The sequence below is a fragment of the Paraglaciecola arctica BSs20135 genome (assembly GCF_000314995.1).
Taxonomy (GTDB): domain Bacteria; phylum Pseudomonadota; class Gammaproteobacteria; order Enterobacterales; family Alteromonadaceae; genus Paraglaciecola; species Paraglaciecola arctica.
The window spans coordinates 392,446-418,534 of sequence record NZ_BAEO01000062.1; the positions used below are offsets into that span (position 1 = coordinate 392,446).

Sequence of the window (26,089 nt, forward strand, 5' to 3'; positions counted from 1 at the left end):
TTATTACTCATACCCTGACTTGCGCACTATCAAAGGTGGCCATATTGTTGTAGAAATTGGCTGCAACTTTAAGTAGTGGAACAGCCAGCGCTGCACCCGTGCCTTCGCCTAAACGTAAACCTAAATCGAGTAAGGGGTTGGCCTGCAATTCTTTGAGTAATAGTTGATGCGCGTTTTCTGCTGAGCAGTGAGCGAAGATCATAAACTGTTGTGTGTTAGGCGCGATACGAGTGGCAATTAATGCCGCAACTGAAACAATAAAACCATCCACCAATATCGTTTTTCCGGCACTAGCTGTGGCCAACATTGCCCCAACTATTTGAGCAATTTCAAAACCACCCACTTCCATTAATACTGTACCTGGGTCTAAGTTTTCATCAGGATACTTTTCTTGAACGCGTTTTTGAGCAAGACTAATAAGTTGGATTTTTTTATCTAACTGCTGCGCTGTAATACCTGTCCCCACACCAGTGGTGTGCTGTGCTGATAGACCAGTTAACACACTTAGCAGCGCTGATGCAGCACTAGTATTACCTATGCCCATTTCGCCAAAACCTAAGACGTTAGTGCCAGTCGCTAGTTGTTGTTTAGCGGCTTGTTCGCCCATCAATAAACATTGTTCGGCCTGAGCCAGAGTCATAGCTGACTCGATAGATAAGTCAGCAGTGCCTGCAGCAATACGCTGGTTAATTAAAATAGGGTGGGGGTTTTCGACTGGGAATAACATACCCGCATCCACCACTTTTATCTGCACATCTAAGCTATCGCAAAAACAATTAATGGCCGCACCGCCCGCTAAAAAGTTTGCCACCATTTGCCCGGTTACTTCGCTTGGTGCAATGCTCACCCCGTTTTTGGCAATACCGTGGTCGGCCGCAAAAATCATAATAGTGGGTTGTTTGATCTCAATATGTTGGTAATTACCTGAGTTGTAACCTTGAATCAAACATAACTGTTGCGCCAGTGTTTCGAGTTGTCCCAAGGCACCTAATGGTTTAGTTTTAGTGTCAATGTGACGCTCAATGGCGGGTAACTGGGACTTATCCAGTTGTGGAATATTCCAATATTCGGCTGTAAAAACTGCAGGCGTAGGTGTGTTCATATTATTTGAGATACCTTGTTCATTAATTTCGCCTCTGGCTCATCACCAGCAGAAAAAATACACTACCAATAGCAGAAGTGATAATGCCTATGGGGATTTCTTGGTCGGGTAGGGTCACACGAGCTAACACATCTACCCACACCATAAAGCCGCCGCCAAGCAACACGCAGCCAATAATCACAATACGACTGGTGACACCCAACCAACTTCTAACAATATGTGGGATCATCAAGCCAACAAAACCAATGCCACCACAATAAGACACAATACAGGCTGTTAGGGCGGCGCAAATTGCCAGTGATAAAATACGTAATTGGGTGACTTGTACGCCTAAGGTTTTAGCGTTTTCGTCGCCCAGTAATAAAGCATCCATATGTCTGCCATAAAGCAACAATATTGCCACGCTTATCAATACTACTGGCAACATGATCCAGGCATACCAGGCTTCGACTCGGGCTAGACTTCCCATTAGCCAAAATATCACTTTGTTAGCGGCAAAAGGCTCACCTAAAAATAATATAAAGTGACTCAGGGCACTGAGCATAAAAGACACGGCTATACCGGCTAACAACATATGTTCGGTTTTACTGCCAAAGGTTTTGGTGGCTAAAAGTTGCACTAAAAACACCGCGAATAATGCGCCTAAAAATGCTGCAAAAGGTAAAGCCAACGAAAAAGATAAACTTGGGAACATTTGCATCAGCCCAAACTGTTCGGCTAACTTGCTGTCAAATAACAAGGTGGCAATACTAGCGCCTAATCCAGCGCCCGAAACTACCCCAAATAAATAAGGATCGGCTAAACCATTACGAGTAATATTCTGCAAAGTCGCACCGGCTACCGCTAAACCAGCACCAACTAAAAAGCCCACAAATACTCTTGGGGCGCGTATTTCCCAGAAGATCATGTTATTTACCGGATCTTGGCAACCTTGGGTGATACATTGGATCAGTTCTGAGCTAGATAAATCTGCCGCACCAAAAAACAGGGCTCCCAATGGAGATAGGATGGCCAACAAACATAAAAGTAACCATTTTTTATTCATCAAGCGGCTCCTTACCAGCAGGAGAAGTGTCTAATTCGACTTCATCAGGAGCGTAGAAGTCCACCCTAAACGCGGAGTTGATGCCGTCATGTCTTATTTGGCAAGGGATCTTAAATACTTGTTGTAAACGCTCAGCTGTAAGCACTTGTTCAGGTGTGCCTTGAGAGACCATTTTACCTTGGTCTAATAAACATAAATGGTCGCAATAATTAGCCGCTAAATTGAGCTCATGTAGGCTCATCACCACAGTGATATTTAAGTTATGCGCAAGGGAGCGCAACAAACTCAGTACTTGGTATTGATAATACACATCGAGGTGATTAACCGGCTCATCTAAGATGATAAGTGCCGCTTTTTGCACTAACGCACGGGCGATTAAACCTCGTTGTTGTTCTCCACCAGACAAGGAGCTAAAGGTTTGTTGCGCTTTGTTATCTAGACCGACTCGGGATATGGCGTCTTTGATACTTTTTTCGTCGTCAGCTGTGTGTCTGCTAAGTAATGATTTGTGGGGTAACAAACCCATGCGTACTATTTGGTAAAGGTCTAATGCAAACACACTTTCGTTAAGCTGATTGACCACAGCAATTTGCTGCGCCAAAGACATTGGATCGTAATCTGTCAGCGTCTTATTGTTCCAACTAACACTATTGTGACTATTTAGCTGCCCCGATAACATTTTAAGTAAACTGGTTTTACCGGCACCATTTGGCCCCAGTACACCCATAACCTTACCGGCGCCTATATTAAGACAAATATCAGACAAAATCTGATGTTGACCAATTTTTAGGTTCACATTATTAGCAATAAGGGATCTTGGGCTAGACATTTACTGGCTCGCACTTACGCTTGTATTTAATAGTCAGAAAAACATTCAAAATCAAGATGTTGACTCAAGTGTCACGAGAAAGGAAACACATCATAAACAGCATAGAAGCGGTTCAAAGATAATGTATCCGTGTGTTCCCGCACGAAAATTTAAAGGTGTCTTTAAGTAAACTCTTTATTGTAACTGTTTACTGTAAAGGTATATAAGGCTGGTATCTGACTTACGTTTTGATAAACGTTTACAGTTGCGGGTACAGTTTTGGACTTTCACCAAATTCCCATTTAGTTTGTGTTGTTGTAAAACGACACTAAACCTTATTTATATGCGGGCGAATATAGCAAGTAAGTGGATGGGATTCGAGGGGTAATTGTTTTTTATGCTTTAGTGGGCTCTGTTTTTACAAGGTGCTAAAACATGCGCTGGCGCTTACTGCCTTCCTTGGCAGTTTTTACACCGAATCCCTTCGATGCGACTTACTTTTTGCCAACAGCAGCAAAAAGTAAGCAAAACGTACCTAAGTGTAACTAAGGACGATATACCTGCACTTGTGTATAACCATGTTCATGTAACAACAAGGCTTGTAATTGACTCATCACGCCGCGATCACAATACAGAAAATAGGCTTTATCTTGTGGCAGTAAAGGAAACTCTAAGGCCAATTTAAAAAAGGGAATGTGTTTCACTGTTAGCTCGGGTAATAACAGCGGAGCTTGTTCTTGTTCTTCAGCGCTGCGGATATCTAGTACCACAGAATCTGCTGGCAGTACTTCTACGTTTGTTACATATTTAGTTTCTTGTTCTGCCTCTTGGCCTATGGAGCGAATATCGCGCATTCTAGCTTCGTCTACTACGCGCTCAATTATGCTGAAATCGAGTTTGCTTTCTTCAAATTCAATTTTTTCCAGTTGTGCTTTAACCGTTGGTTTGCGTGAAATAACGCCGCAATATTCGGGCATGATCTTGGCAAAGTCTTCGGTGCCTATTTGTTTGGCTTGATTGATAATTTCCATCTTATCCATGCAAATTAATGGTCGCAGTATGAGTTTATCTGTAGCTTTATCGATAACGCTTAGGTTGGTTAACGTTTGACTGGATACCTGCCCTAAACTTTCACCTGTTACTAAAGCGTTAATGGCCAGTTTATCAGCCACCTTGCTGGCAGCTCTTAGCATCATACGTTTGAGTACTACACCCATTTGACTGTTATTCACATTTTCAAGGATATCGGCCACAACTGGCGCAAAATCAACAGCGACAAATTTGACGCGGTGAGATTCGCTGTAACGTTTCCACAGATAATAACTAACCTGCTTAACACCTATTTCATGTTCGCGGCCTCCCATATTGAAAAAACAGAAATGGGTGCGCGCACCGCGGCGGATCATTTGATAAGTCGCTACACCCGAATCATAACCCCCGGATACAAGGGATACGACTTCTTCCTGAGTGGGTAATGGCATACCACCTAAACATTTAATACGGCGGTGATTTTGGGTCAAAGTGTCGTCGTTCACTTCAAATTCGATGATTAAATCGGGAGCGTTAAGATTGACTCCGTTAGTTTCGCAATTTTGCTTGAGGTAGCCACCCACATTGCGTTCAAGCTCCATGGACGAAAATGGGTGCTCGCCACGACGTTTAACACGAACCGCAAAACTTTTACCTAGTAATAAGGGTTGCCAGATTTGTTTAACTTGTTCGCGGATATCCTGTAAATCAGTAAATTTACTTTCTTGTACCAGCAATATCTGATCAATACCTGGAATACGTTGTAGCAGGTCAATAATGTCATTTTGTTTGTCGAGGGATTGTGGATTAACCTTCAAGCCCAGCTTATCCCAAAATGAAACCACCTCAACCGACAGCTGATTAAGTTCAAAAATTCGTCGTACATTGCCTTCCAGCAAAAAGGTAAAACGTTTACGCACCCTGCGACTTTTCATGATGATTTCTGGGTGAAGTTTGATAATAAACTGCATAGTTACAAGGCTTTTAGGTGGCGTAGAAGAAATTAAAGGGCAGGATTATAGCTAGCCCGTAAGCTAATGCAAACGTCCTAGCCAAGGAGTCATTAAAAATCAAAATTAGCAGTGGATTTTGTTCAAATCATCATATTAAACAAAATTACTTTGAGTGCAGTTTTTTGAAGTTTCAATTTTAGCTACTTTCGCCACTATTTTTTGTAAATATAGCCATTAGAGCAGACATAGCTGTTATTATTTTTCGCAGTATTTAGTTTCTAAACTAGAAAGGAAAATCATGAAAAAATCACTGTTAATTCTGTTAATAGCTTCTACCTCTTTCTCGGTAGTTGCTGCACTTAGTCCATTTCAAGAAAAGGTGCTAGCAACTATAAAAATGGAACATCGAACCGAAGAAGATACTGCTCGCGACCCTAATCGCGACCCTCTATATGCTCTTGAGTATTTTGGTCTAAAAGAAGATATGAAGGTTATTGAGTTCGCACCAGGAAATGGCTGGTATAGCAAAATTTTGGCGCCACTTTTAAAAGATAAAGGAGAGCTACATCTCGCTTACCCCGAAGTATGGTTAAATAATATGAATGACTTATTGGCACTTGATCCAATGAACAAAGCGAAAAAATTACCTATAGAATTGGACTGGAACAACAAAGAGCAGCAATACCAATTAGGTCATTTAGACTTTGCTATGCACGATGCTGATATGTTGTTGAACATTCGTGAATATCATAATTTTGATGCCCAAGACAAAGTCAAATTAAACCAAGCGACATTCGATGCTTTAAAACCTGGTGGTATTTATGTGATTGTTGATCACAGTCGTCGCCATATGGCCCCTGAAACTCACGAACTACGTAGACGTGAAGATGCAGTAAAAGTCATACTTGAAGTACAAGCCGCGGGTTTTGTTTTAGAAAAATCATCAGATCAGTTTTATCGACCAGACGATGCCTTAACCTTTGAAGTAGGCCGTAAAACAGTGACAGGAAATACCGACCGTTTTATTCTTGTTTTTAGAAAACCGCAGTAAATAGTTGGTTTTTATAGCTGTATTATAAGGTGATATGACTAAGGTATGTGCTTGGCGCTTGCAGTCGATGTTTATTGCCTTGGCCTAACAAACATAAATGGTCACAGTCGCCTGAGGGGAGAGATTGATTTGTTGTTAATGAACCTAAATTCCCAATTTATTCTCAACCCGATCAAACAATTGTAAAAATAAGACATGAAATAGGAGATGAAATAGAGCATTATTGTAAACGCTTGAAATCACAGTTGATTTTTTGTGTGTTTCAGCTCACTAAAATATAAAATCTGTTGTTTTTAACAATTAGAATTTAATAAGAAATAGACATCGGTACTAATAACTAAGGAAAAGTTTCATGTTAAGTATGAGTTACTTTAGAAAAGCATTGTTTTTCACAATACTAGTATTAGGGGGGACTATTATTCCTACCCAAGTTTTTGCACAATTTGCACCAAAAGTACCCTGCAGCAACAATGTGTGCGAAGGTCCAATACCGTATTTAGAAAGCCCAGCATATCCCGATGGGATGGACGATGAGGAGGAATATGAATGGTCAGACGATATACCTGACGATGGTTTTTCCTTAGGCACTCATACCGTAACCTGGCAGCTTATTGCATTAAACGACGGTGACAAAGTAGTTAGTACCTTCGAACAAGTTATTGAAATTGTAGATACTACTGCCCCTGAGTTGAACGACTATGAATTAGTAGAACTACCAGCTCAAGATTATTTAACCAAGATCACATCTGAATTATTAGGTGGCGCTCCAGAGGTGTTTGATGCTTTTGATCCTAACCCTAGCGTAACATTCTTAGGTCTTTTTGATGTTATTATTTTGGACACTCTTCATGATGAAATTTTTGCTGATGTCACAAATGCCGAAGAGGCTACAGCAGCTAGTGCTATTTTTACTGCTGCTTTGAATGACTTACCTACAATATTTAAGGTACCAACAGGCGCATACTTTGCTAAGTGGCAGGCAACGGATAGCAACGGCAATACTTCTTATCTATATCAAGAGGTCGTAGTTATCCCTGTAGCTACCCTATTGCAATCGCCTACTGCTGTTATTGGTGGTGAAGTTAAAATTACGATTGAATTAAATGGTAAACCACTATCTGATTTTTATGGTCCTGATTCTCTATTGAAACGTGAAAACTTTAATGTTGCTGCGAAAAGTGAAAATATAAAAGACTATCCGCTAGCTGGATTTATAGTTGAATTCTCGGGAACTGTTATAGATAAAATAATTCACAACGACGACGACGACGATGATTATATTGAAATATACATTGAAGAAGGCCAGACAGTTGGGACAGAGTATTTTGAAATACCAGACAATATTGGCATAACCACTAGTGATACGTTATTTGCCACAGTTGTTGATGGTTTTGGTTATTTAGAATTAGGTGAGCAAGACTCCATCACTATTCCATTAACCGATCAAAACATTGCACCAAGGGTTGGCGAATTAAAGGCTTACTTAAATGATAGTTACTGTGTAGGCGCTAAGGCAATAGGTAAAGTATCGGCTAAATGCTCGCCTAAGCCGCTTTATGGTATATCTTTTAATAAAAGCAATAGCTACCCTGTCGTGATAGAAACAAATGTTATTGATGAAGATGACACCACAAGTGTATGGGAAATTACCGGGGCCACGGAATATAGCTCTGGTAGCGAGTACTTCAGTTTCATACCCGATCAAGCAAGTGCCAATATAGTTAAAGTTAAACTAACAGTGACTGACGAAGGTGGTTTAGCTACAACAAAAAGCCTCGATATCTTATTAACCAGCGCTAACCCACCACCGCTAAGTACTGATGATACTGACGGTGACGGCACTTCCGATAGTGAAGAAGGAACAGGCGATAGCGACGGCGACGGCATTGCAGATTATCTAGACAACAACCCAAATATTAATCAGTTACCTCTGGGTAATGATAATGATCCAATGTTTGTGGGATCAGGCATTACGTTAACATTAGGTACTACAAAACGTAGCGCAGATACCTATGGCGCCGATAATGCGACTGTTTCTGATGATGATTTGATAAATCATGGTGATAAGGGGGCAGATGCACCCAATAATACTAGCGATTCTAGTTATCCAATTGAAAATCGTATTTCGCCAGTCATTGATTTTGAAGTGAGAGGTTTTGCAGAAGGTGAAACTATCGATATAGTTATACCTTTGCCAGATGGTGTCTCAATTCCGAATAAGGCCGTGTATCGTAAATATACAGCGGCTGATGGTTGGAATAATTTTAAGAAAAACGCAAAAAATGCTATTGCTTCAGCGCCTCGTAATTCTAATGATAGCTGTCCTGCTGTTGCCAGCAACGACTATACTTCTGGTTTAACGAAAGGTGATCAATGTATACGTTTATCCATTGAAGATGGTGGACCTAATGACGCTGATCTTGAAGCTAATGGTGTTATTGTCGATCCGGGCGTATTGACGCAACCTAACGCAGTTGATACTACAACTCCAGTTGTTGCGCCGGTATCTACAACAACTACTACCACCACTTTTACTCCTGGTGATAGTGGCGGTGGTAGCACTGGGTTATTGCTGTTGTTATTGTTTCCTTTGACAATTTTTAGAGTTAGAAAGCTAAAATAATATAGCAGTCAGTAATGACTATGAATTAAAAAATTCATTGTTTCATTTTAAAAAATCCGATGTTTTTACAACATCGGATTTTTTTTAGGTTTTAAACCCCTATTAAAAAATTGGCTTTTATCTCTCAATGTCATTGTTCTGCTATTTTTAAATTTGTTAATTACAAATCATTTCTAAATTCTCATCTTTAGTTGAAGAAATAAACGGGTTAGCTACTATCCTTGGCAGTTGCTTAATTTCTATTTTATTGACGTCTTAATCAGTTGTTGGTATGGCTGTAAAGTGGCACCACTAGATGAGCTCATCTATAAAAAACGCCCCTTCTTATGAGCGTTTTGTTTGAGTGTTTAACTATTAGCACTTATGAGTGTGATGTTTAGGGTTGCTCGTGAAGCAGCAACTCTTGAGCACGATGCTGATAAAACTCTGGATGTAGGCCGATGAGTTGCGGAATGGTTGCTGATAATGCGATCGACGATAAAGTACCGAATACCACACCGGCAAAAAGGCCGATTGCAAAGCCTTGTAACGGCTGACCACCAAATATCCAAATTGCGCCTATAGTTGCCAAGGTTGTGCCTGAGGTAATAAGTGACCGAGTGAGGGTTGACTTAACCGCTGTGTCTACAAGATCACTCATGTTCATATTGGTTTTGGCGCGCATCACTTCACGTAATTTATCACCGATAACAATAGAGTCATTCAGCGAATAACCGATAATGGCGAGCACACTGGCAAGCACTGTTAAATCAAAGGATAAGCCCAACCACGCGAATAAACCTAGCACTACTAATACATCATGCACTAAGGCGACCAATGAGCCACAGGCTAGGCGCCACTCAAAACGCCAGGTCAAATACAGCATCATGGCTATGGCCGCAACAAGCAGGGCTAAACTACCGTTGTCGATGAGTTCTGAACCCACTTGTGAGCCAATATATACCGAATCTTGCGGAGTAATCTTGTAGCTACTTTGATTCGCAAAAGTATTTAACCAATCTTTGTCTATGATACTCGCGGCTCCATCTGCTTGGCGAATGGTCCATTGGGTATTGGTGGCGCTGCTGTTTAGCTCAAAGTCATCAGATAAATGGCTGGCAAGTTGGCTTTGCATTTGGGTTTTGTCGATACTTTGTGAGGTGGTGAACTCAGTCATATAACCACCGGTAAAATCTAGTCCCAAGTTTAAACCTTTGAAACCCAGCCCAATAAGGGATAACACCATCAAACTAATCGCCAAATAAAAACCTGCTAAACGATATTTGCTGAAAGTGGATAGTGGCGTAGTCACAGCAGTAGTTTCACTTATTGTATTTTGCTCGTTGCAATTGGATGCAGGGATAATTGTTTTAGTCGTCATTAGATTTGCTCCTGATGTTTAGCCGCTACTTGTGCTTTAACTTTGATTTGTGGTTTAACTAGATACGTCAGTACGTGGGCAACAAATACGCCGCTAAACATACTGGTTAAAATACCTAAGCTAAGGGTCATGGCAAAACCTTTGACTGGGCCATAACCAATGCTCAGTAGAATAAGCGCGGTGATCATAGTGGTAATATTGGCATCTAAAATAGTCGCGAAGGCCTCTTTGTAACCTGTTTCAGTTGCCATAAAGCTACTTCTTCCTCGCTGGCGTTCTTCTTTTATACGCTCAAAAATCAGCACATTGGTATCAACCGCCATGCCCACTGTTAAAACCAGCCCCGCTATGCCAGGTAATGTCAGTACCACGTTAGGCAATAAAGCCATTAAACCTAATAAACACACTAGGTTGAGCACTAAGCTGGCATTGGCAATCAGCCCTAGTTTGCGATACCACAGCCCCATAAAGACCAGCGTAATCCCTAAACCAATAGCTAAAGCCATAATGCCGTTGTTGACGTTGTTTTTACCGAGTGAGGCTTGAATGGTACGTTGTTGCACTATAGTGATGGGGGCGTCTAACGAACCGGCGCGTAATAATAACGCCAGATCTGCAGCCGTTTGTGGGCTGTCTAAATTGGTGATGCTAAAGCGGTTCCCTAATTGAGCTTGGATAGTTGCGACGTTGATGACTTTACTCTTTTTGATCATCTCATCGGCAGTGTTTTTGTGGTATTCAGAAAAAACGGTAACCATAGGTTTGCCGATGTTATCTCTAGAAAACTCAGACATCTTTTTGCCGCCTAATCCATCGAGCGACAAGTTCACCAGTGCCATACCCATTTCATCACGCCCCGCACTTGCATTTTCGATGTTCGAACCGCTGAATATTGGCTTAGGTGCAACCCGTAAACGTTGACCATTTTGGTCGGTAAAACTCTTAGCGCTGGCAGTGCCGCTGTTGGCCATTTCATAAAAATCTAATGAGGCGGTGGCACCAATAATGCGTTTGGCTTGCTCAGGATCTTTTACCCCAGGTAACTCGATTCGAATGCGGTTGGGTCCTTGGCGTTGAGTCACCGCTTCGGTGATCCCTAGTTCTTCGATACGGCCACGTAAGGTGCTAAGAGCCTGCGCCATAATTTCTTGGTGAAAGGTACTAATGTTCTGCTCTAGAAAAGTTAAATTGCCGCTGCGGTCATTAGTTTGTGAGTAACTGATGCCCGGTAAACGTTGCTGTAATTCTTTAACAACTAGCTTTACCTGCGCTGCTTGATGACTAAGAAAATGTAAGTCAATTTTGCCTATGCTGTTGGTTGTTGTATCAACCTTGTTATCAGCAGCAGCGATTTTCACACTCATACCCCGTAAACCTTGGTCGTGGATGATTTGTAAGGTTTCGTCTTTAGCATTACTAAGACGTTCTTGGTCGGCTTTGTGGGTATCCACTTCTAAAACAAACAGCACACCGCCGCTTAAGTCTAATCCCAATTTAATAGGCGACACGCCTAGTTCTTGCAGCCACTTAGGTGCAGCCGATTGATTGCCCAAGCGCACGTTATACTCATCGCCTAAGGTGGTTTTTAGCTGCTGTTGGGCGCGCATAAGGGCTTCGTCGTCGCCATCAATAACAATTTTGCTATCAGACGCACCGTTGATGATTTGGGTTACTTGCACGTTTTTTTGCTGCATTATTTTTCGCAGCTGTTGCGGGTTAGGCAGTGCTTGAGTTGGATTAACAGTGCTTATCAACAAAGCATTGTTGTTACCGTATAAAGTAGGGATGGCATTTAAGCCCAGAATAACCACAGTGATAATGATCACCAAAATTTGCCAAGTATGCTTGGGCTTTGTATTTGATTTACGCATGTTCGTTCTCTTTTGTTCCCAAGTGACGGTGATGAAATGCTAAAAGTGCATTGGTCAAATGGGCAGCGCAGGCGCAGTAATACGCGGGCGCGAAATAAATTTCAGTTCAAAGTCAGTACAGATGTACTAATAAAACTCATAAAATTAATAAAAGTGCGCTGTAAAAAGCGCGAGAACGAATTAACTAAGGTAGGTGATAGTGCCGCTGTACAGGGTGTTACCGTCTTTCCAGCCGGCAACACGGCCATGACTATTAGCTGCGTCGGGACGCAAGTACCATGGCACAGCATTGTTAGCGATTAACGGCGCTAAGAAATGCTTAAGACCTAAAATTTCGGGTTGAAATTCATAGGCTAAAACAAAAATAGGTTCATTTTGAGAGACTGAGCCAAATACACTGGCGGCTTGGCGCTCAAAGGCTGGCAAACTGATATTAGGATTAAATCTGCCTTGATAAGATGGCGTCTTACTTGGGGGGGTGCTATCGCCGTCATCTTTGCTGTTATCAATGTCAGGCTGGGTTTTTGACTTGCCTTTTTGTTTGGACAACAGATAGTCAGAAAGTAAGGACTGAGTGAGTAATGTACTATTGTTAAAGGTTTTTGTACTGTCTGTATTGCTGAAGTCACTATGCAAATCAACCAACAGGTTAGCAGTATATTGATGGCTTTGTGGTGAATTTTCTAACGCGCGGGCAGGCGCTGATATTGCTGTCAAAAGAGCAATACTTAAGCTGAAAATAAACGCGCGCCAAACCCACATAAAGATTAATTAAATTTGTATTTCAAAGTGAAGCTATAGTAGGGGCGAAACTCACAAATACAAGTGAAATATTGTGGCTAAATACAAAAATGTCCCCTTTTTAAAAGACTGAATGATTGCTCAAGTGGTTAATCAATCGAGTTGCTGATGGCTAGATACATAAAAACGTCATAATAAAATGCCATGCTTAGGTATGCTATTTATGGGCGCTTGATTATGTTAGCAACAATAGAGTTTGATTCGATTAAAACTCGCTTAATCATTATTATCGCGGTGTGTTTGTTGGGGATGTTAGTGTTGGTTGGCAACCAAATTTATAACTCAAACCGGTTAATTATCCTTAATACCCAAAGTAAACAGTTACTTAATTTGAGCAATGAATTGCTGCAATTACGTCGCCATGAAAAAGACTTTTTATTACGTTTAGAACCCAAATATGTAGAGCAGTTTAAAGATCGCGCTGATAGTTTTTCTCAGAAAATTAACCAGATCCAACCTGTTTTTGCCAAGCTAGGTGACACCGATCCTCTATTTGATGAACTAAGTTTTAGTTTTGCCCAGTATCGCTCGCAATTTTTTTCTTTGGTGACATTACAAACTCAAATTGGACTCGATGAAAATAGTGGTTTTCAAGGGCGTTTTCGTGAAGCAACCCATAGTTTAGAAAAGCAATTACAACGGCTCAATCAAACTGATTTACAAGTACTTTTACTGCAAATGCGCCGTAGTGAAAAAGACTTTTTACTGCGTAAACATATGGATTATGTTGAACGTGAGACTTTGATTTACCAACAATTATCCTTAGCTATTAGTCAAAGCAACCAGCTTAATGTGCAGCAACAACAAAGCTTATTGAACACTTACCAACACAGCTTTTTGCAGTTGGTGAAGGCTTATCAAACTATTGGTTTAGACCATACTCTTGGTTTACAGGGGCAGTTTCGAGAGCAAGCTCACACCCTAGAAGCACAACTGACTAGCGTAAATAACCAACTGGCAGTACTTATCACTGATGCTGAAGAACAGGTAGAGCGTATCAGTTTGTTGATTATGACTATTACCTCATTGGCGTTAATTATTTTACTGATTAAAAGTTACATTACCTTTCAACGTGCTTTTTTAAACTTTGTGATGTTTTTTTATCGATGCAAACGGGAATATCAACATATGGATGGCAAAAAGTTGGGGTTCTCGGAGTTTAAATATTTAGCCACGATTGCCAACGAAATGATCGACGCCCGTTGTGATATTGAGCGACAACTACAAGCCGCCCACAAACATATTGCTGAATTAGAAAAAGTGAATGATGACAGCATTAAAGCGCAGTGAATAGATAGAGGTTTGTTAGTAACTGAACTTGTGGGGGCAGAACCGATGATACTTTTTATTGACTCCGATTTTTTCACAGACAGCCACAAACATTATTTTGGCAATCGTCAAAATCCCTAAAGCCAAAGGCAAAAAATTAATATAACTGGTAATTCTATTGTGAAATTAGGTAGCAATATTGAATTACTCTGCGGCTTATGGATTACTGACTAGTTGTAAAGTTTGTCATGTAAAGTGATGTATAAGGAGTCAATATGAAAGCATATAAAAAACCATTTTATTGGTTGATATTAATCCCATTAGGATTGATGAATTTTGGGGCATTTGCTGCCAATAGCAACAACAAGCAAAGTGATCTCATTATTTTAAAAGAATCATTTAAAGGAGCGTTTAAAGTTGGTGTTGCAACTAATCACGATATTGTGACCGGAAAAGATGCCGTTTCCCAAGGCATCATCACGCAACAATTTAATACCATTACCGTTGAGAATGACATGAAAGCCGCGCCAATTAACCCTCAGCCCGGTGTGTACAACTTTGCCCCTGCCGATGCTTTTGTGGAATTTGGGCAAAAACATAACATGTTTATTGTTGCTCACACTCTGGTTTGGCATAACCAAACTCCCGACTGGTTTTTTACTAATGCAGATAACCAACCGAATACACCCAAGCAGCAACTTGAGCGGATGAGAGAACATATACAATTAGTCGCCGGACGTTATGCCGATAAAGTGCATGCCTGGGATGTAGTGAATGAAGTGATAGACAACGACGGTTCCTATCGTCCTACAACTTGGGTTAACTCTGTGGGCGACGGCGATACTATGGTACAAGCCGCATTTAAATTTGCGCAACAATATTCACCGAATACTGAGCTGTATTACAACGACTTTAACGCTTGGCGCCCAGAAAAGCGTGATGGCATAGTACGAATGGTGAAAAAACTTCAAGCTGCAGGTATACGTATTGATGGTATTGGCATGCAAGGCCATTGGGGGCTCAACTTCCCTAAAAACAAGTATATTGAAGATGCGATAGATGCCTATGCCGCATTAGGCTTAAAAGTGATGATTACCGAGTTGGATATCGACGTTTTACCTGTCACTAAAGAAGGGCAAGTGATTGGCACTGGTTTGCTGCATCCGCAATTTCAGTTAGAAGAGTTTGAGGTTTTCCTCGATCCCTACAAGCATGGTCTGCCTGATGACGTACAAACACAACTCGACCAACGTTATGCTGAAATCTTTGAAATTTTTTATCGAAAACGAGACAAAATAGATCGCGTCACCTTTTGGGGATTGCACGACGGCATGTCATGGAAAAATGATTACCCCATTGCAAACAGAACCAATTACCCGCTGCTTTGGGACAGAAATAAACAGGCAAAATCAACAGTAAAATCCATTGCGGCCATCGCTGAGCAATAACATTATTGGGGAAATGCAATCTTAAGTTTGCTTGGGATCTTGAAATTGAAGTTCTTAAATAGCTGAAATATTGATTGTTTTCTCCATTCAAATTTTAAATTCCCAGAGATAGTTAGTTCAACAAAATGCAGTGGCATGGGTATAATGCCCATCTGCACTTATTGCACCGAAATAACTTATTTTTAGAAGTCTGGGAAGAGTCACAATGAAGATACTGCATACCTCTGATTGGCACCTCGGCCAAAGTTTCTTCACTAAAAGCCGCAAAGACGAGCACCAAGGGTTTATTGATTGGCTGTTACAGCAGGTAGCAAGCGAGCAGATTGATGCTGTGATTATTGCTGGTGATATTTTTGATACCGGCACTCCGCCCAGTTACGCTCGTGAAATGTATAACCAGTTTGTGGTAGACATGCAAAAGCTCAACTGTGTGTTGGTGGTGCTTGGCGGCAATCACGACTCGGTGTCTACGTTAAACGAATCAAAACAAATTCTCGCCTGTTTGAATACTTTTGTAGTGGCCAGTACGGGTATTTCTATTGATGAGCAAGTGTTCACTATCCCCGACAAGCTAGGCCAGCCAAGGGCCATTTTGTGTGCTGTGCCTTTTATTAGGGCTAGAGATGTATTGCAAAGTGTCGCAGGTGAAACTGGGCTAGAAAAGCGCCAAGCACTGGGCGATGCTATCAAACAGCATTATCAAACACTTTACCAAATAGCCTTAACTAAGAAACAAGACAGCGGACTAGATTTACCTATTATTGCCACCGGTCATTTAACCGCGCTAGGTGTGAGCCAGTCTGAAAGTGTCCGCGATATTTATATCGGCACCTTAGATGGCTTTGCAGCAGACGGTTTTCCACCGGCTGACTACATTGCACTGGGGCATATTCATAAACCGCAAATAGTCGCCAAGTCTGAACATATTCGTTATTGCGGCTCACCTATTCCTTTGAGTTTTGATGAACTGGGCAAAGCCAAGCAAGTGATGCTGGTGGAATTTAGTGGCGCACAGTGCACAAGTTTACAGCCAATTGAAGTGCCATTGTTTCAGCCCATGCAGGTGATCAAAGGCGACTTGGTAGAAATAGAAGCCGGGTTACAGTCTTTAAAAACTAACTCGTCAGAATTACCTTGCTGGTTATGCCTAGAAGTTGACAGCCAAGACTATCTGTCTGATTTACAGCAGCGCATTCAAACCATGACCGAAGGGTTAAATGTTGAGGTGTTGCAACTACGCCGTTCGCGCAACGAGCGCAGGCAATTACTTAGCCAAATGCAAAGTGAAACTCTGGCTGAGTTAACCCCCGCAGATGTATTTGAAAAACGCTTAGCTATGGAGTCGTTCGAATCCGACGATGAAAAAGAGACGCGGCAACACGTGCGAGAGCGCTTTAGCCAAATATTGTCTGAGGTAGAGCATCAGGGGACTGATGCATGAAAATTTTAAGCATACGATTAAAAAACCTCAATTCACTTAAGGGTGAATGGAAAATTGATTTTACCCAATCACCCTTCGCTGAAAACGGCCTATTTGCTATCACTGGGCCAACAGGCGCAGGTAAAACTACCTTACTCGATGCAATCTGTTTAGCCCTTTATCATCAAACCCCTAGGCTTGGGCAAATCACTAATTCTTCCAATGAAATTATGACCCGAGGCACCAGCGAGTGTTTGGCCGAAGTAGAGTTTGAAGTAAAAGGCACCGCTTATAGGGCTTTTTGGAGTATGCGCCGTTCAAGGGGTAACGCGGATGGCAACTTACAACCAGCAGATGCTGAATTGGCCGAAGTGGCCACAGGCAAAGTATTGGCCACACAAATTCGCCAAAAAAGTGAAGAAATAGAAAAACTCACCGGCCTAGATTTTGGCCGCTTTACTAAGTCTATGATGTTATCCCAAGGTAACTTTGCGGCGTTTTTGAATGCCGATGAAAATAAAAGAGCTGAGTTACTCGAAGAGCTAACCGGCACTGAAGTCTATGGGCAGATTTCAGTTAAAGTGCATGAACATCACAGCCAAGCCAAACAAAGATTAAATGAATTACAGATGGGGGCGAATACGTTTCAAGTGCTCAGCGCAGAGCAGAAACAAGCTTTACAAGACGAACTCAAACAACTACAAGACAAACAAAGCGGCATTGAGCAACAAATTACTACCCATAGCAACCATATGAATTGGTGGGACAAACAACTCAGTGCCCAGCAAAGCCAACAAGCCGCCAACATATTAAACACCGAGGCTAAGCAAGCCTTTGCTGACGCAAAAGTTGAGTTGAGTTTGCTCGAAAAAAGCGAGCCAGCTGAACGCCTGCGACCTAATTGGCAACGTTTAGTTGAGGTAACCCAGCAACAGACTAAAACAAATGAGCAATTGGCTGCCCAGCAAGAATCTAAAGCCAAGTTACAGATAGAGCTAACAAACGCTGCCGACAAGTTATCACTGGCCGAAGACTCCTTAAAAAGAAGCAAACAAGCGCAGCAAAGTCAGGAACAACTTATCACCGAGCAAGTTATGCCCCTTGATAGTCAAATTAGCGCCTTAACTGAAAAGCACAGTGATAAACAACAGACTATTCGCCAGTTACAGCAACAACAGCAAGAGTCGGCCACAAAACTGCAAGACTTACAGGTGGCGTTAACAGGCTTAAACGAGCAGCACAGCCTTGCCCAAAACTACCTAACTGAGCATGCTGCAGACAGTGCTGTAGGCGAGCAACTCAGCGGCTGGAGTGCGTCACTTGCGCAACTTGAACGAGATAGTCAAACCGCCCAAACTCTGCAAAAACAAACCCTAAGCATCGACAGCCAGCTCAATGAGAACAACAAGGTTAAACAACAACTACAGGGGCAATGGCAAAACCTTTCCGAACGTTTAAAACAGCAACAGGCGGAACTTGCAGAAAAAGAATCGCAATATCAAGCCTTAACCCTTGAGTCAGACGTAACAAGTCTTGAAAACCACTTAGCCGCTATTAATCTTCGCTGGCCTGAATTACATAGCGCCAAAGAAATCCAACGCCGCTATTTGCAATTAGATAAAGACAAAACAACCAACCAGAGTGAGTTGCAAACTAGCCAACCACAAGCTGAAGAACTAAGGGCACAGCGCAATACTTTATTGCAGAAGTACCAAGAACAAGCGCAACATTGCAAAGATTTACAACAACTAGTTAGCCAAGAAGAACAACTGGCTCAGTATCGTCAGTTACTTAAAGCAGATCAAGAATGCCCATTGTGCGGGGCGACCGAACACCCCAAATCTTCTGAGATGGCGATAGATATTCCTGAAACCGTGACCAGAAAACACCAAGCAGAAACGCTGTTAAACCAATTAGAACAAGACGGTAAAGCGGTTCGCGAAAAACTCGACTCCCTAGAGCTTAAAATCAATCAGCTACAAAGCCACTTGGCTGAATTGAACACACTCGAAACTGAGTTATCCGCTTTATGGCAAGGCCGAGTAGAAACCTTACAATTAGACTTTGCCATAAGCGATCAGCAGAGCATGCAAGCCTTCGAGCAAGGTATGCAAAATCAGTCCGAACAACTATCAAAACAATTAAAGCAACTTAGTCAGCTAGATAAAGAACGCCAAACAAACAAAGAAGCGTTAAACATTACCGAGCGGGAAGGGGACAAACTCAACAGCGAACTAAAATTACTGGATCAAAGCCAACAATCCTTGCAACAAAGCAGTCAAAAAACGTCCCAAGAATACGCAACGCTTATTGAGTCTGTAGATAAAAACCGAAAGGCTTTGATCGCCAATATAGTTGCCTTAGGTTACATTGCACCGCCAGAAAATGAACTGCTGCAATGGCTACAAAGTAAACGTCAAGACGTTCAGGTTTTTCAACAAAAAACGCACCAAAAAGAGCAGTTAAGTCAACAAGTAGCAGTTAAAAGTGCTGAACATGCAGCAATTGAGCAGCAGTTGCTGGGTCTGTATGAACAAGTGATATCGATGCAGTTAGAAGAAGTTACCCTAAAACAGCAATGGGAAGAAGCCACTAAACAGCGCCAACAGTTATTTGGCGACAAAACCGTTTTGCAAGCAAGGGCAGAAGCTAACAAACAGCTCGACAGCGCAGAACAAACAAATCAGTCAGCGAGTCTGATCCATAAAAATATTGCGCAACAAGATAACGATCTATTAGCCGCCATCAAAGCAAAACAACAACAACAAACAGAGCTAGAACTTTTACTAAAAGAACGCACCGAAAACTGGCATGAATTACTCACCAATAGCCCTTTTGTTAACCAAGCCGAATTTGAAATGGCACTGCTACCCGAAGAACAACGCAACCATCTTATAAGTGTAAAACAAAAACTAGATACACAATTACAGCGTGCTAATACCTTGTTAGAACAATCCGCCACTCAGCTCAACGAGCTTAATAATGTCGAAGACGCAGCCTTGTGGCAGCAAACCCCACAAGATGAAGTCAAAGTAATTCTACAACAGTTACAAACTGAAAAAGACGTGCTTGTAGAACGCCGAGGTGGCATTAGTAGCCAATTGTCAGCAGACCAAAAAGAAACGTCACGCCAGCAAGCATTACTCGATCAAATCGAACAACAAAAACAAGATTATGATCAGCTAAGTTACCTGCACGGCTTAATAGGCTCAGCCAACGGCGACAAATTCCGCCGCTTTGCCCAAGGCTTAACCCTAGATAATTTGGTATACCTAGCCAACAAACAACTCGATCGCATCCATGGTCGTTATTTGCTTAAACGTAAAGAAGAGCAAGGTCTAGCCCTGACTGTGCTTGATACTTGGCAAGGTGACGTAGAGCGGGATACCAAAACCTTGTCGGGTGGTGAAAGTTTCTTGGTTAGTCTTGCCTTGGCTTTGGCCTTATCTGACTTAGTCAGCCATAAAACCAGTATTGATTCACTGTTTCTTGATGAAGGGTTTGGCACGTTAGATGCTGAAACTTTGGATATCGCTTTAGATGCGCTGGATAACCTAAATGCTTCTGGGAAGATGATTGGGGTGATCAGTCATATTGAGGCGATGAAAGAGCGGATACCTACGCAGTTAAGGGTGACTAAGAAGAGTGGGTTGGGGGTGAGTGAGTTGGATCGTGAGTTTGCGGTTTGATTGTGGTTTACAGCGTGATTCCATCACTCCGTAACTCCGTCATTCCGTCACACCGACATTCCGTGACTCCCCCACACCGTCATTCCGGTAGTCTTTTGGGCCGGAATCTCCTTGTTTATAATGCGCTGCGCTTACCTGCATCAATGCAGTTTTTCGATTGGCATCCCTGCCAAACGACCATACTTTTTTTCTACAGCCAAAAAAAGTAGGCAAAAAAGGCCGCTCGAGGGCAATGCTCTTCATCCAACTATTGCTTCAATTTAGCAGGTCGCGCTGAGCCGTTCCCGACGGCGCACCGCTCAATCGCCTGTCCATGGCGATTGACCTACCAAATTGAAGCAATAGTTGGCGAGCCTTGAGTCGAGGGTAAGTCAAAAGCATCGGCTTCGCCGACAACAACTGTGGTGGCTACGCCACTGCTTTTCCGCAGTACCATTTTCCGTAGTGTATTGATTTAATTATGCTTTATCGTTTTTGTTACAGTGGGTGTCTTGATAAGCGGTTAGCCTTGCGCTTGCTTTGGCGTTGTCTGACTTAGTTAGTCATAAAACCAGTATTGATTCGCTGTTCCTAGATGAAGGGTTTGGGACTTTGGATGCTGAGACTTTGGATATCGCTTTAGATGCGCTGGATAACCTTAATGCTTCTGGCAAGATGATTGGGGTGATTAGTCATATTGAGGCGATGAAGGAACGTATTCCTACGCAGTTGCGGGTGACTAAGAAGAGTGGGTTGGGGGTGAGTGAGTTGGATCGTGAATTTGCGGTTTGATTGTGGTTTACAGCGTGAAGCCGTCACTCCGTAACTCCGTCATTCCGTCACACCGACATTCCGTGACTCCCCCACACCGTCATTCCGGTAGTCTTTTGGGCCGGAATCCCTTTTCTTTAAAAGCATGCGCTGCGCTTACGTCATTCATGACGTTTTTCGATTGGCATCCCTGCCAAGCGACCATACTTTTTTTCTACAGCCAAAAAAAGTAGGCAAAAAAGGCCGCTCGCCAACTATGTTCTTCATCCGACTATCAGGCAAATTTAGTGGGTCGCTTGTACTCGTTCCCGACGAGGACAAGCTCAATTTGCGTCCTTGCAAATTGCCCCACTAAATTCACCAGATAGCCGGCGAACATAAATGCGAGGGTAAATCAAAAGATAAAAAAATCGGCTTCGCCGACACCACTTTGGTGGCTACGCTACTGCTTTTTCCGCAGTACCATCTTCCATAGTGTATTGATTTTATTATGCTTTATCGTTTTTGTTACAGTGGGTGTCTTGATAAGCGGGGCATTGATAAGCGGGGCATCTTGATAAGCGGGGCAAGAGCATCGGCGTTGCCGACTAAAGGGTTGCTTCGCAATTAATTATCATGGATGTCCTGTTAATTCGCTGTTAATTCGACATATTTAAAGCTACTTTGCTTGATAGTGAGAAATATTACTTTTTATTGGCAGAAGCAAGGAATATTGTCCGCGAAAAATAAAACAATATGCAACAAGGGGGCAGCTAAATTGATTTGTTTTTGACTCCATCATAGATGAGTTTAATAATGGAGAATTAGAAGACACCAACATAAAAATTGAAGGGCTTGATTTATGCACACTATAACGCTGGATGCGAAAATAGATAAAACAGCATGGCAAACCGATGATAAAATTTGGGCTAAACAGCGCCTGCAGCAGTGGAAAAAGCTCAGTAGCGCGTTACGAAAAGAAGGTGCTTTGCTTCCTAAAGATGTGAAATATTACAAACATTATTTTTTAACAGGACACATTATTAAAGACGGTATTGAATTCGATTTTGCACCAACTCTTAATGCCGTAATATTTATGATGTTTCATCCAGATCAATCAGCAGAAAATTTATTAACTATTTATACGCAATATACCACCGTTTATAGAAAAGACCGCTGTGATAATAGCGCTAGGTATTTTACGCGTGAAATTGCAGGGCATTATTTTGGTGAAAACGGTATTTTAAACGGTATTTTAAACGGTAATGAGGCGCTATATTGCCAAATTTTATTTGGTGACTCAAAGGCAGAGTTTGCGAAGTTGCATATGATAAAAGACTATACCGCCTTTCGTGGTTATTGCCAGGAACTCATCCCATTTTTACTTGATAGTCAAAGTTACATTCATCATTATAAACAGTATTTAACTGATTTTTATTTTTGTACGAGTCGTAAAACCGATTATACAGTAACAGCTAAAGTGAGAGAGGTTAATTTTTTCCTACGGATTATTGCATATTATGAGTTATTAGACCCATTTAAAGGGACTGACGAATTACATTATAAACGCGCATGGATATTGGTTAATAAGGTACGTGAAAAATTAACAGAGCCTGATTTACCTGAAGCTTTGCTTGAGCTTTGGGAAAGTGCTCAAACGGTGGAAGGCAAGCAGCAATTATTTGAAAAAATTGAAGATAAATACCCCTCATTACAAATATTATCAGCGTAAAGTAAAACAAGAACCTACGGGGTCGTTCGTTGGAATAAAGTAGTTACTGGATAAATTATCCGCAACAGTCACCCATCGGACTCTAGTCCTTGGTTTGTTAAGGCCAATTCCCCATGTTATGCAATGGGGTAAACGCACAGAGAATGTGGCTAGGCTTCCACCTTCCAGCCTCTATTTGGCTTAATAAAAGAAATAACAAAGCAACCGTCTATCTAGAGGGGTGCTTTGTTAGTTAAATATTTAATGGATTAAAATTTATATTCAAAACCAATCGCAGCATGTTTTAAATCGGTTGAAAAATTAGCGTCATCGATATCATCAGTGGCACTATCAATATTTAAGTCACTATCATACAAGGTGTAATCAACTTTTAAGGTCCAATCCTCGTTCAGGTGATAACCTAGACCTAAGCCAGCAAATAATCCTTCATCGTCGGTCGAGTCGTTCACACCCAAAACATCGTAGTCGGTTTCGTACCAAAGTTGACCACCTCGAGCATAAATAGACAAGTTATCAGTGATGGGTAATCCCAATCTAATACCTAATGTATACCCATCTGTAGCAGCCTTTGCAATATCGTTACCGTAATCACCAAAATCAATGTAACTCGCCTCTAAAGCAAAGTAATCATTGAACCCATAACCTAAAGTCCCTTGATAAGCGTCTTTATTGTCGTCAAACTCATTATCACCATCTACTCTAAGGTGGCCGTAACTAGCCCCTATATATAAACCGGATGAATCATCATTATACGAAGTGGATTGGGCTATGGCAGAAGATGATAAAAGGCCAGTAGTCATAATTGCGGTAATTGAATGGCGAATATAATTTTTCATCGTTAGATTTCCTCATGTGGTTAATAAATGTTTGTAGTCTTAATCCTTAAATAACAAGTTACATGCCAACTATTTTTCCTTAAAATAGCCATTTTTTGTATGTTTTTCATGCTGTTATGAAGTGATGTATGAAAATATGAAACACTGTGTGAGTAATTTTTACAGCTTCAATTGAGCGACTTAAGTATCTTGGGTCAGGGTAAACTTTTAAGCCTAAGCACTAACTAGACATCCATCGTAAAGAGAAACTAGCGCAATTCTGTCTGTGGGCGCTGTTTTCTAATATCGACTAATTTAAGTTAATTTGATTTTAATTACTGGTGGTACCCTATAAGTTGGGGGAATTTTGGAATAGAGCGAAAGGAGGTGTTATGCAAGGACGAATAATACGATGGAATGATGATCGAGGATTTGGGTTTATTTCATCAAAAGACTGTGATGGTGATGTGTTTGCCCATATGACCTGTGGGGTCAGGTTCTTTGAACTATTAATTACTAACTAAGCTCATTCGCCTTTCGATAAGGCCCCTCGTAATCAAATAAACGTTCGGTCACTTGCCAGTGATTTTTTTGCTTTTTGGCTATCACAAAGTCAGGCGTTGGTAGGTAAGGTAAAAACTTCTCTAATTCTTCAAGTGAGTTGAACTGAATCGACTGACTGCCATTGGCTATTCTTCGTGCAAATAAATCGTTAAAGGCTTGTCGCGAATTTTTATAATTAAAGCGGAAGGTTTCCGATAACGTGAGGCCGTCTTCGTCGTGGTAGGTGATTTTTAAGCACTTGTCGGCCTTGTTAATCTCTGGGGTAATGGCAGCGCAGCGTAGTACTTTGTTATTTTTTAAATTTAACGCTTTTCTTAATAAATCATCGGGATCAATTAACTTCTCTGAGCAATGTTGGCATTGTCTGGCGGCGATATCGTTTTCTTGGTTACAGTGAGGACAGTGTTTGAAGCGAAAACGGTAAGTGCATTGGGTTTCGCCTTCTGGGCCCTCAATCAAGCCATGACAACGACGGCCAAAATGTTCAAGAATATTACCTTCTGGGTCTTTTCTGCCCCAAAATGCATTGGCAAAATCACATTGAGGGCAGTGGATTTGAACCGCAACTGAATCTTGTGTGGGCTTCTTCTCTCCAATTTCTGGCTGAAAAATATTGTAACCATTATTGGTGTAATCCAATACTAGGCAGTCCTTTTTTCCCGGACTTAGGCGCAAACCACGACCTACAATTTGTTGAAATAAACTGACCGATTGAGTGGGGCGCAAAATAGCAATGACATCCACGTGGGGCGCATCAAAGCCTGTCGTCAATACAGAAACATTCACTAGGTACTTAATTTTTTTGGCTTTAAACGCGGCTATTAGCCCATCACGTTGTTTTATTTTTGTGGTGCCGGTAATTAAGGCCGTTTGCTCTGCTGGTAAATAACCGCAGATTTCTTGGGCGTGATCTATGGTTGCAGCAAAAATCATCACGCCTTGTCGGTCTTGGCTAAGCTGTATAATTTGCTCGGTAACTGCCTTTGTGACTCGTGGGTGTTTGTGGATGAGTTCATTTAAGGCGATATCATCGGTGTTTTGTTCACCGTCCAAGCTTTGTGTCAACAAACTAAAGTCATAATGGGCAATAGCCGCATCATAGTGAATGGGTGGCGTTAAATAACCTTTTTTTACCATGTGCTGCAGTGGTAGTTCGAAAATACACTTTTTAAAAAAAGAGTCGGTGAAGGGTCGTGTATAACCATGGTAATGATGCTGATAAATCCAGCCGCTGCCCAATCGATAGGGTGTAGCAGTTAAGCCAAGGATCTTTACGTTAGGATTAAGGGTGCGAAAATGCGCCAGGGTTTTATGGTATTGACCGCTATCGTCTTGGCCCACTCGATGACATTCATCAATAATAATCAAGCTGGCAGGGGCCTGAAAAGCGTCTAGGTTAGCAGAAAGTGATTGAATACTGGCAAAGACTGTTTTTGCGGTAGTATTTTTTTGGCCTAGCCCTGCCGAAAAAACACCCGCTGGCGAACCCGTAGCAAGAAATTTTTCATGATTTTGTTCAACTAACTCTTTTACATGGGCAAGGCAAATAACCCGACCTTTTGCCAGTCGACTCAGCTCAGCAATCACTAAACTTTTACCTGCACCGGTAGGCAATACAATCACAGCTGGGTCATCGTCATGACGAAAGTGTTTTACAGCCGCCTCAACAGCTTGGGTTTGGTAATCTCGTAATATGAATGCTTGGCTCATAATGCTTGGAATATTGGGTGGTTGAAAGAGGGGAAGTTGTTGATTATACAGTAACGGCAAAGTTGGTTGA

The 26,089-nt window shown here is 41.7% G+C and carries 17 protein-coding genes, 1 pseudogene and 1 riboswitch; of the genes and pseudogenes, 9 read left to right on the plus strand and 9 right to left on the minus strand.

The features are described from left to right. Positions 1–7: 7 nt before the first annotated feature. The 4 genes from cobT to thiI all read right to left on the minus strand — a co-directional run bounded on the left by cobT (position 8) and on the right by thiI (position 4,955). On the minus strand, positions 8–1,102 hold the full coding sequence (cobT, locus tag GARC_RS22010; RefSeq protein ID WP_007624643.1) for a nicotinate-nucleotide--dimethylbenzimidazole phosphoribosyltransferase: 1,095 nt from the start codon (positions 1,100–1,102) through the stop codon (positions 8–10). Between the two features lie 22 nt (positions 1,103–1,124). After that, positions 1,125–2,147 carry a FecCD family ABC transporter permease gene (locus GARC_RS22015; protein ID WP_007624644.1) on the minus strand — a complete coding sequence of 341 codons (1,023 nt, stop codon included), beginning with the start codon at positions 2,145–2,147 and terminating at the stop codon, positions 1,125–1,127. Next, positions 2,140–2,976: an ABC transporter ATP-binding protein gene (locus tag GARC_RS22020; protein ID WP_007624645.1), complete on the minus strand. Its 837-nt coding sequence runs from the start codon at positions 2,974–2,976 to the stop codon at positions 2,140–2,142. The genes GARC_RS22015 and GARC_RS22020 overlap by 8 nt, the downstream gene beginning before the upstream one ends. 189 nt (positions 2,977–3,165) lie before the next feature. Beyond that, a riboswitch (cobalamin riboswitch) is annotated at positions 3,166–3,303 on the minus strand. 197 nt (positions 3,304–3,500) lie between these two features. Beyond that, entirely contained in the window at positions 3,501–4,955 is a 1,455-nt protein-coding gene (gene thiI, locus GARC_RS22025; protein ID WP_007624651.1) for a tRNA uracil 4-sulfurtransferase ThiI, read from the minus strand. Between the two features lie 280 nt (positions 4,956–5,235). Between thiI and GARC_RS22030 the strand changes: the two genes are divergently transcribed. Next, a complete protein-coding gene (locus GARC_RS22030; protein ID WP_007624653.1) occupies positions 5,236–5,988 on the plus strand; it encodes a class I SAM-dependent methyltransferase in 753 nt (250 codons plus the stop codon). A 352-nt stretch (positions 5,989–6,340) separates the two neighbouring features. Then, positions 6,341–8,611, plus strand: coding sequence for a choice-of-anchor U domain-containing protein (locus tag GARC_RS22035; RefSeq protein ID WP_007624657.1), 2,271 nt, complete (start codon positions 6,341–6,343; stop codon positions 8,609–8,611). 376 nt (positions 8,612–8,987) lie between these two features. Here GARC_RS22035 and secF read toward each other — a convergent pair whose 3' ends face one another. The 3 genes from secF to GARC_RS22050 all read right to left on the minus strand — a co-directional run bounded on the left by secF (position 8,988) and on the right by GARC_RS22050 (position 12,604). Then, on the minus strand, positions 8,988–9,971 hold the full coding sequence (gene secF, locus GARC_RS22040) for a protein translocase subunit SecF (protein WP_007624659.1): 984 nt from the start codon (positions 9,969–9,971) through the stop codon (positions 8,988–8,990). After that, positions 9,971–11,842, minus strand: a complete 1,872-nt coding sequence (secD, locus tag GARC_RS22045) for a protein translocase subunit SecD (RefSeq protein ID WP_007624661.1) — start codon at positions 11,840–11,842, stop codon at positions 9,971–9,973. Before secD ends, secF begins: the two co-directional genes overlap by 1 nt. Positions 11,843–12,022: 180 nt before the next feature. Further along, on the minus strand, positions 12,023–12,604 hold the full coding sequence (locus GARC_RS22050) for a hypothetical protein (protein ID WP_007624662.1): 582 nt from the start codon (positions 12,602–12,604) through the stop codon (positions 12,023–12,025). A 216-nt stretch (positions 12,605–12,820) separates the two neighbouring features. Between GARC_RS22050 and GARC_RS22055 the strand changes: the two genes are divergently transcribed. The 6 genes and pseudogenes from GARC_RS22055 (at position 12,821) to GARC_RS22085 (ending at position 22,930) form a co-directional block, all read left to right on the plus strand. Then, on the plus strand, positions 12,821–13,933 hold the full coding sequence (locus GARC_RS22055) for an MCP four helix bundle domain-containing protein (protein WP_007624663.1): 1,113 nt from the start codon (positions 12,821–12,823) through the stop codon (positions 13,931–13,933). A gap of 254 nt (positions 13,934–14,187) precedes the next feature. Further along, positions 14,188–15,360: an endo-1,4-beta-xylanase gene (locus GARC_RS22060; protein WP_007624664.1), complete on the plus strand. Its 1,173-nt coding sequence runs from the start codon at positions 14,188–14,190 to the stop codon at positions 15,358–15,360. A gap of 205 nt (positions 15,361–15,565) precedes the next feature. After that, complete coding sequence (sbcD, locus tag GARC_RS22065) at positions 15,566–16,801, plus strand: exonuclease subunit SbcD (RefSeq protein WP_007624667.1); 1,236 nt, start codon at positions 15,566–15,568, stop codon at positions 16,799–16,801. Then, on the plus strand, positions 16,798–20,469 hold the full coding sequence (locus tag GARC_RS22070; protein WP_007624669.1) for an AAA family ATPase: 3,672 nt from the start codon (positions 16,798–16,800) through the stop codon (positions 20,467–20,469). Before sbcD ends, GARC_RS22070 begins: the two co-directional genes overlap by 4 nt. 501 nt (positions 20,470–20,970) lie before the next feature. Next, positions 20,971–21,240, plus strand: a pseudogene (locus GARC_RS22080) (SbcC/MukB-like Walker B domain-containing protein); the annotation flags it as partial. 820 nt (positions 21,241–22,060) lie between these two features. Then, positions 22,061–22,930, plus strand: coding sequence for a hypothetical protein (locus tag GARC_RS22085; protein ID WP_007624673.1), 870 nt, complete (start codon positions 22,061–22,063; stop codon positions 22,928–22,930). A 248-nt stretch (positions 22,931–23,178) separates the two neighbouring features. Here GARC_RS22085 and GARC_RS22090 read toward each other — a convergent pair whose 3' ends face one another. After that, a complete protein-coding gene (locus GARC_RS22090) occupies positions 23,179–23,766 on the minus strand; it encodes a porin family protein (RefSeq protein WP_007624676.1) in 588 nt (195 codons plus the stop codon). 371 nt (positions 23,767–24,137) lie between these two features. Here GARC_RS22090 and GARC_RS26540 point away from each other — a divergent pair, with 371 nt between their 5' ends. Next, a complete protein-coding gene (locus tag GARC_RS26540; protein WP_007624678.1) occupies positions 24,138–24,269 on the plus strand; it encodes a cold shock domain-containing protein in 132 nt (43 codons plus the stop codon). Here GARC_RS26540 and GARC_RS22095 read toward each other — a convergent pair. Then, positions 24,262–26,019: a DEAD/DEAH box helicase gene (locus tag GARC_RS22095; protein WP_007624680.1), complete on the minus strand. Its 1,758-nt coding sequence runs from the start codon at positions 26,017–26,019 to the stop codon at positions 24,262–24,264. The two genes, GARC_RS26540 and GARC_RS22095, sit on opposite strands and share 8 nt — an antisense overlap. Positions 26,020–26,089: the final 70 nt, after the last annotated feature.

Coding starts and splice junctions, on each gene's coding strand:
- GARC_RS22020 (WP_007624645.1), bottom strand. CDS start 2,976: ATGTCTAGCCCAAGATCCCTTATTGCTAATAATGTGAACCTAAAAATT.
- thiI (WP_007624651.1), bottom strand. CDS start 4,955: ATGCAGTTTATTATCAAACTTCACCCAGAAATCATCATGAAAAGTCGC.
- GARC_RS22055 (WP_007624663.1), top strand. CDS start 12,821: ATGTTAGCAACAATAGAGTTTGATTCGATTAAAACTCGCTTAATCATT.
- GARC_RS22030 (WP_007624653.1), top strand. CDS start 5,236: ATGAAAAAATCACTGTTAATTCTGTTAATAGCTTCTACCTCTTTCTCG.
- GARC_RS22050 (WP_007624662.1), bottom strand. CDS start 12,604: ATGTGGGTTTGGCGCGCGTTTATTTTCAGCTTAAGTATTGCTCTTTTG.
- secF (WP_007624659.1), bottom strand. CDS start 9,971: ATGACGACTAAAACAATTATCCCTGCATCCAATTGCAACGAGCAAAAT.
- GARC_RS22015 (WP_007624644.1), bottom strand. CDS start 2,147: ATGAATAAAAAATGGTTACTTTTATGTTTGTTGGCCATCCTATCTCCA.
- secD (WP_007624661.1), bottom strand. CDS start 11,842: ATGCGTAAATCAAATACAAAGCCCAAGCATACTTGGCAAATTTTGGTG.
- GARC_RS22060 (WP_007624664.1), top strand. CDS start 14,188: ATGAAAGCATATAAAAAACCATTTTATTGGTTGATATTAATCCCATTA.
- GARC_RS22035 (WP_007624657.1), top strand. CDS start 6,341: ATGTTAAGTATGAGTTACTTTAGAAAAGCATTGTTTTTCACAATACTA.
- GARC_RS22095 (WP_007624680.1), bottom strand. CDS start 26,019: ATGAGCCAAGCATTCATATTACGAGATTACCAAACCCAAGCTGTTGAG.
- GARC_RS22090 (WP_007624676.1), bottom strand. CDS start 23,766: ATGAAAAATTATATTCGCCATTCAATTACCGCAATTATGACTACTGGC.
- GARC_RS22070 (WP_007624669.1), top strand. CDS start 16,798: ATGAAAATTTTAAGCATACGATTAAAAAACCTCAATTCACTTAAGGGT.
- GARC_RS22085 (WP_007624673.1), top strand. CDS start 22,061: ATGCACACTATAACGCTGGATGCGAAAATAGATAAAACAGCATGGCAA.
- sbcD (WP_007624667.1), top strand. CDS start 15,566: ATGAAGATACTGCATACCTCTGATTGGCACCTCGGCCAAAGTTTCTTC.
- GARC_RS26540 (WP_007624678.1), top strand. CDS start 24,138: ATGCAAGGACGAATAATACGATGGAATGATGATCGAGGATTTGGGTTT.
- cobT (WP_007624643.1), bottom strand. CDS start 1,102: ATGAACACACCTACGCCTGCAGTTTTTACAGCCGAATATTGGAATATT.